We start from the raw sequence: 5,421 nt of genomic DNA on the forward strand, positions 1-5,421 counted from the left end.
GCCCCGCCTGTACGCCGGCGACGCGGAAGACGGGTACGAGGCCGGAGCGGCCGACGCCGGCCTGGAATCCGTCTATGGCGATGCGCGCACGCGCTACTCCAGCGCCACCGACGCGGGCCGGGCGCCGCCCGCCTTCCTGGACCAGGACCGCGAAGACCGCCGCGGCCTGCTGCGCCGGTTCTGGGGCGCCGGCTGCCTGCTGGCCCTGCTGGCGCTGGCGTTGCAGCTTTTGTACGTCTATCGCAGCGACGTGGCCATGGCGGCGCCGGCGCTGCGGCCCGTGCTGGAGGCGGCCTGCCGGCCGCTGGGCTGCGCCGTGGGCTATGCGCGCCGCCTGGAGCGCATTTCGATTTCCGACTCTTCGCTGCAGCCGCCGCGCGCGCGGCCGCCGAAGAGGGCCGCGCCCGCCTGGTGCTGCGCCTCGCCTTGCGCAACCGCTACGACAAACCCCAGCACTGGCCGGCACTGGTGCTGGATCTGACCGATCTTTCGGACACGGTCGTTGTGCGCAAGGTGCTGATGCCCGAGGATTACCTCACGCCCGAACAGCTCCGCGGCCCGTTCGGCCCCGGCGGAGAAGTCCGGCTCTCCGTGCCGCTCGACGTGACGGGCGTACAGGTCAACGGCTACCAACTCGACAAGTTCTTTCCCTGAAGGATGACAGCATGACGGCTCCCGTATTGGTTTGCGGCTCCATGGCGTTCGACACCATCGCGGTGTTCGAAGGCCGTTTCAAAGAACACATCCTGGCCGACCGCATCCAGTCGCTGAGCGTATCGTTCCTCGTGCCCAGCATGCGCAAGGAATATGGCGGCTGCTCGGGCAACATCGCCTACAACATGAAGCTGCTGGGCGGCAATCCGGTGCCCGTGGCCACCGTGGGCGAAGACGCGGGCGAATACCTCGACCGCCTCAGGCAGCTCGGCATCGACGTCAGCCGGGTCAAGGTCGTGCCCGGCACCTTCACCGCGCAGTGCTTCATCACCACCGACCTGGACGACAGCCAGATCGCGGCCTTCCACCCCGGCGCCATGGCGTATGCCGCCGAGAACGACCTGAGCGGCGCCCAGGCCGCCTGGGCCATCGTGGCGCCCGACGCCAAGGAAGGCATGTTCGCCCATGCCGAGCGCCTGCGCGCCCAGGGCATTCCGTTCATCTTCGACCTGGGCCAGGCCATGCCGCTTTTCGACGGCGCCGACCTGGAGCGCATGCTGGGCATGGCCCATGCGCTGACCGTCAACGATTACGAGGCGGGCGTGGTGGAGCAGCGCACCGGCCGCTCCATGGCCGATATCGCCCGCGGCCTGCAAGCGGTGGTGGTGACGCGCGGCGCCGAGGGCGCGCTCCTCATGACCGGCGGCCAGACCTTCCACATCGAGCCGGTGCGCGCCGCCGCCGTGGTGGATCCCACCGGCTGCGGCGACGCCCAGCGCGCGGGGCTGCTCTATGGGCTGACCTGCGGCTGGAGCTGGGAAGACAGCTGCCGCCTGGGCAACGTCATGGGCGCCATCAAGATCGCCTCGCGCGGCCCGCAGAATCACCAGCCTTCCCGCGCCGAAATCGACGCGACGCTGCACGCCGCCTACGGTATCCGCCTGCCCGCCTGACATCCGGCGGCGCTTCCGGAACCGCGGACCCGGCCGGCGGTCCAAAGAAAAGCCGGTCCGCGGTTTTCATGGGTTTCGCATGAACGGGCCGGCCGCTTATCCGCCCGTGGCCGAGCGTTTCAGGTTGTTGCGCGGCCGCCGTCGCCCAGTCGGGCCGGGGTATGATGGGCAGTCGTCGGCAGTGCCGATCGAGGAGTCCAAATGAACCAGAGCAAATCTCTTTCCTTCGTGACGCCGCGCGCAGGCCGCTGGCTGGCGGTTGCCGCCGTGGCGACTTCCATGGCCGTGCTGGGCGGCTGCGCGAACCGCAGCGCCTCCAGCGGCGTCTACAGTTACGACCAGGCGCAGCGCGAGCAGATCGTGCGCACGGGCACGGTGACGGGCGTGCGTCCCATCGTGATCCAGAACGACAAGTCCAGCGGCGTGGGCATGGTGGCCGGCGGCGCGCTGGGCGGCGTGGCGGGCAACGCCATCGGCGGCGGCACGGGCCGCACCATCGCCACCGTGGGCGGCGCCATCCTCGGCGCGCTGGCGGGCAACGCGGTCGAGAACCAGGTCGGCAAGGCTTCCGGCCTCGAAATCACCGTGCGCCTGGACAACGGCGAAACCCGCGTCGTGGCCCAGGAAGCCGACGTGCCCATCAGCGTCGGGCAGCGCGTGCAGGTCATCAGCGGCGCCGGCCCGACCCGGGTCACGCCCATGTGACGGCGGGCGGCGCAGCCTCCGGCTGCGCCTTCCGGCCTTCCCGAAAACCCGCCCTTGCCGGCGGGTTTTTTCATGCCCGGCCGCCGCGGCCGCCGGCCGGTGTCGCGCCGCCGCAACGGCGCTTTCCTGGGGCTTACCCTGGACTTGCCCGGCATGGCGGGGTTTCGGCCGCTTTGCTGCGTAAATCCCGTGGCGCACGCGCGGCCGAAATGCCATGATTGCGCCGGCGCCGACCCCCTGGGCCGGCGCGCGCAGTGAAAATTTCAGTTGCCTTTCAGTTTGCGTCTGTATACTCGCCGCCTGAATCTCGGGGCGGGGGATGTTTTGCCTGACGAGGCAACATAACGCTGCATCAGCGGCACTACCTATGCATACCGAGCAAGAACTCCACACCCGGATCGGCGAGATCGTCGAATCCATCGTCCTGAAGAAAGTCACGCCCGACACCCAGCTCATCGCGACCGGCCTGGTCGATTCGCTGGCGGCCGTGGACATCACGCTTGCGGTCGAGGCCGAATACGGCTGCAGCATTCCGGCTCCCGAGATCGCGGAGCACCTACAGTCGGTTCGCACGCTTGCCGGCTATGTCGCTGCCCATACCGCGTAATCCCCGGCTGCTGTCGCACCTCGCGGCGGCCCTGACCGCGACGGCGCTTGCGGTAGGCGCTTACTTCGGCGCCGACGGCATCCTGAGCCGCATCGTCCATCCCGTTTCCACCGCGCCCGCGGCGAGCAACAACTACCTGCCCAACCTGGGGCCGGACTGGGGCACGCAGAACGTCAACCTGACGCGCCTGGGCAATGCGCTGAGCGACGGCACGCTGGTAGTGCTGGGTTCGTCCGAACTGTCCAGCCACGACCTGCGTTTCGTGCCGTACCGGTTCTTCCCCGAGGAGCTCAAGGTGCCCACGCTGGCCTATGGCCATGCCATGTTCCAGTCATACGGCATCGTCAGCGTGCTGGAATCGGTGGCCGATTCGCTCACGCCCAACACCCGGCTGGTCATCATGGTGTCGCCCGCCTGGTTCGCCTCGGGCGGCCAGTTGCCGCGCAGCGCTTTTGCCGAGCACGTTACCGGCCCGGTCTGGGACCGTCTCTGGGACCAGCCCAGCACGCGCGAGCAGATGCAGAACTGGATCAGCGACAACGCCAACTGGGGCCTGCTCTGGCTCATCGCCAACGGGCAGGTGGCCGAGCTGAAAGACAAGCTCTCGCTCTGGTGGCGCACGCGCAACGAGCGCGCGCCCGACAAGCCGCGCAGCAAGCTCGCGGTGCCGGCGCACCGCTACGTGGCATGGCCCTCCACCGCGCGGCTGGACCGCGGCCAGTGGGAGCGGATCCTGCACCAGGCGCGCGAAGTCGAGCGCGCGCTCGGCAGCCACAATCCGTACGACGTGCGCGACGACTACTACGAGAAGTTCCTGGCGCCGCTGTATTCGCCGGCGCGCAACGAGTTCGCCGACGTGGACCCGATTACCCGCGCCGAGCTGGGCGACCTGTCCCGCGTGATGGCGCTGCTGCAAAAGCGCAAGGTCAAGGCGTATTTCGTCATCCAGCCGTTCAACCCCAAGCTCATCCTGGACGTGGAGCGGTTCGACCCCGTGGTCGCCGCCATCACGGGCATGTGCCAGCGCTACCAGATGGGCTGCCTGGATCTGTACAGCATTCCTTTCGAGCCCGGCATGGTGCGCGACGATATGCACTTGGCCGAGCTGGGCTGGGCGCTGGCCGACCAGGGCATCGCGGAGTTCTTTTCACGATGAAGCGCTTCTTCTACCACCTGTGCCTCTACATCGGGGTGATCCTGGTCTTCGTGTTGCAGGCCCAGCCCACCACGGGCGGCGGCGGGCCGATCAAGGTCGAATTCCAGTACCAGCAGTTCTGATCCCGGCATGGAATTGTTCGCAAGCCTGAGCTTCTTCGGCGGCGCCCTGTGCGGCGGCCTGGGCCTGCTCGCCTACCGCTTCTTCGGCATGCCGCTGCGCATCGGCTACCGGCACGTCATCGGCGTGATCTGCCTGGGCGTGTGGATGGCCGTGTTCTGGGCGCGCCCCTACCAGCCCGTGGCGTTGCTGGCGGTGTGCGGCGGCGCGCTGTGGGCCATGCGGCGGGGCTACATCCCGACCTGGCTGGCCGTGCTCGTCACCATGACGCCGCTGCTGCTCGTGAAGACGGGCGTTTCGCACCTGGCGTCCATGCTGGGGCTGTCGTTCGCCACCTTCCGCGCCATCGACGTGCTGCTCTTCGCGCAGCGCAACGAGCGCATTTCGCCGCTGGACTATTTCATCTACCTGTTCTTTCCGCTCACGCTGCTGGCCGGGCCGATGTACCGCTGGCGCACCTTTCAGGCCGACCTCAAGCGCGGCTACGAGGGCGTCAATCTGGACACCTGGCTGGCGGGGCTGGAATGCATCATGCTTGGCGTGATCCAGAAGTTCGGCGTGGCCGAGCTGATCTGGCGCTACGGCCTGGCCACCCTGGATGCGCACGACTACTCGCTGACGGGAGTCGCGCTGAATGCCTCGCTCTATAGCGCCTACCTGTTCTTCGATTTCGCCGGCTACTCCACCATGGCGGTCGGCATCGGCATGCTGTTCGGGTTCACGCTGCCCATCAACTTCCGCAACCCGCTGGCCACGGTCAACCCGCAGGATTTCTGGCGCCGCTGGCACATCAGTCTGTCCGAATGGCTGCGCGACGTGGTGTTCATGCCCATCTACAAGGCGCTGAGCAAGACGGCGTTCTTCGGCCGCCACCGGCTGGCCGCGCAGAACATCGGCATTTTCGCCACGCTGCTGGCCATGGGCGTCTGGAACGGCCTGTCGCTGCATTACATCGTCAGCGGGCTGATGTTCGGCGCTTATTCGGTGGGCCACAACCTGCTGGTCAACGCCGCGCGCACGCGGCCGGGCCTGCAGGCCGCTCTGGCGCGTCCGCTCGCGCGCTTCGCCGGGCGCGTCTTCACCCTGATCCTGGCGGCGCTGGCGCTCTACGTGTTCAGCGGCCGCAGCCCCATCTGACGCCGGGAGTTTCGGCATGCGTTTCGATCTCAAGTCCTTTGCGTTCGCCGACGAGGCGCACGCGCCCGGCGCGCTGGCGGTGGCCGGCG

General features: G+C 68.2%; 6 protein-coding genes and 1 pseudogene. All 7 read left to right on the top strand.

All coding sequences use genetic code 11. The features are described from left to right. A pseudogene (locus AD428_RS22080) lies at positions 1 to 654 on the top strand (DUF3426 domain-containing protein); the annotation flags it as partial. Between the two features lie 11 nt (positions 655 to 665). After that, positions 666 to 1,607, top strand: coding sequence for a carbohydrate kinase family protein (locus tag AD428_RS22085; protein ID WP_053246599.1), 942 nt, complete (start codon positions 666 to 668; stop codon positions 1,605 to 1,607). A 201-nt stretch (positions 1,608 to 1,808) separates the two neighbouring features. Continuing rightward, positions 1,809 to 2,312, top strand: a complete 504-nt coding sequence (locus AD428_RS22090) for a glycine zipper 2TM domain-containing protein (protein WP_053246600.1) — start codon at positions 1,809 to 1,811, stop codon at positions 2,310 to 2,312. 367 nt (positions 2,313 to 2,679) lie between these two features. Next, positions 2,680 to 2,919: an acyl carrier protein gene (locus AD428_RS22100; RefSeq protein ID WP_053246602.1), complete on the top strand. Its 240-nt coding sequence runs from the start codon at positions 2,680 to 2,682 to the stop codon at positions 2,917 to 2,919. Next, positions 2,897 to 4,075: a D-alanyl-lipoteichoic acid biosynthesis protein DltD gene (locus tag AD428_RS22105; RefSeq protein ID WP_053246603.1), complete on the top strand. Its 1,179-nt coding sequence runs from the start codon at positions 2,897 to 2,899 to the stop codon at positions 4,073 to 4,075. The genes AD428_RS22100 and AD428_RS22105 overlap by 23 nt, the downstream gene beginning before the upstream one ends. After that, on the top strand, positions 4,072 to 4,197 hold the full coding sequence (locus tag AD428_RS29025; protein WP_152968194.1) for a hypothetical protein: 126 nt from the start codon (positions 4,072 to 4,074) through the stop codon (positions 4,195 to 4,197). Before AD428_RS22105 ends, AD428_RS29025 begins: the two co-directional genes overlap by 4 nt. A gap of 7 nt (positions 4,198 to 4,204) precedes the next feature. After that, positions 4,205 to 5,332, top strand: a complete 1,128-nt coding sequence (locus tag AD428_RS22110; RefSeq protein ID WP_053246604.1) for an MBOAT family O-acyltransferase — start codon at positions 4,205 to 4,207, stop codon at positions 5,330 to 5,332. Positions 5,333 to 5,421: the final 89 nt, after the last annotated feature.

This window comes from Achromobacter sp. DMS1 (assembly GCF_001270295.1).

Coding starts and splice junctions, on each gene's coding strand:
- AD428_RS22085 (WP_053246599.1), top strand. CDS start 666: ATGACGGCTCCCGTATTGGTTTGCGGCTCCATGGCGTTCGACACCATC.
- AD428_RS22090 (WP_053246600.1), top strand. CDS start 1,809: ATGAACCAGAGCAAATCTCTTTCCTTCGTGACGCCGCGCGCAGGCCGC.
- AD428_RS22100 (WP_053246602.1), top strand. CDS start 2,680: ATGCATACCGAGCAAGAACTCCACACCCGGATCGGCGAGATCGTCGAA.
- AD428_RS22105 (WP_053246603.1), top strand. CDS start 2,897: ATGTCGCTGCCCATACCGCGTAATCCCCGGCTGCTGTCGCACCTCGCG.
- AD428_RS29025 (WP_152968194.1), top strand. CDS start 4,072: ATGAAGCGCTTCTTCTACCACCTGTGCCTCTACATCGGGGTGATCCTG.
- AD428_RS22110 (WP_053246604.1), top strand. CDS start 4,205: ATGGAATTGTTCGCAAGCCTGAGCTTCTTCGGCGGCGCCCTGTGCGGC.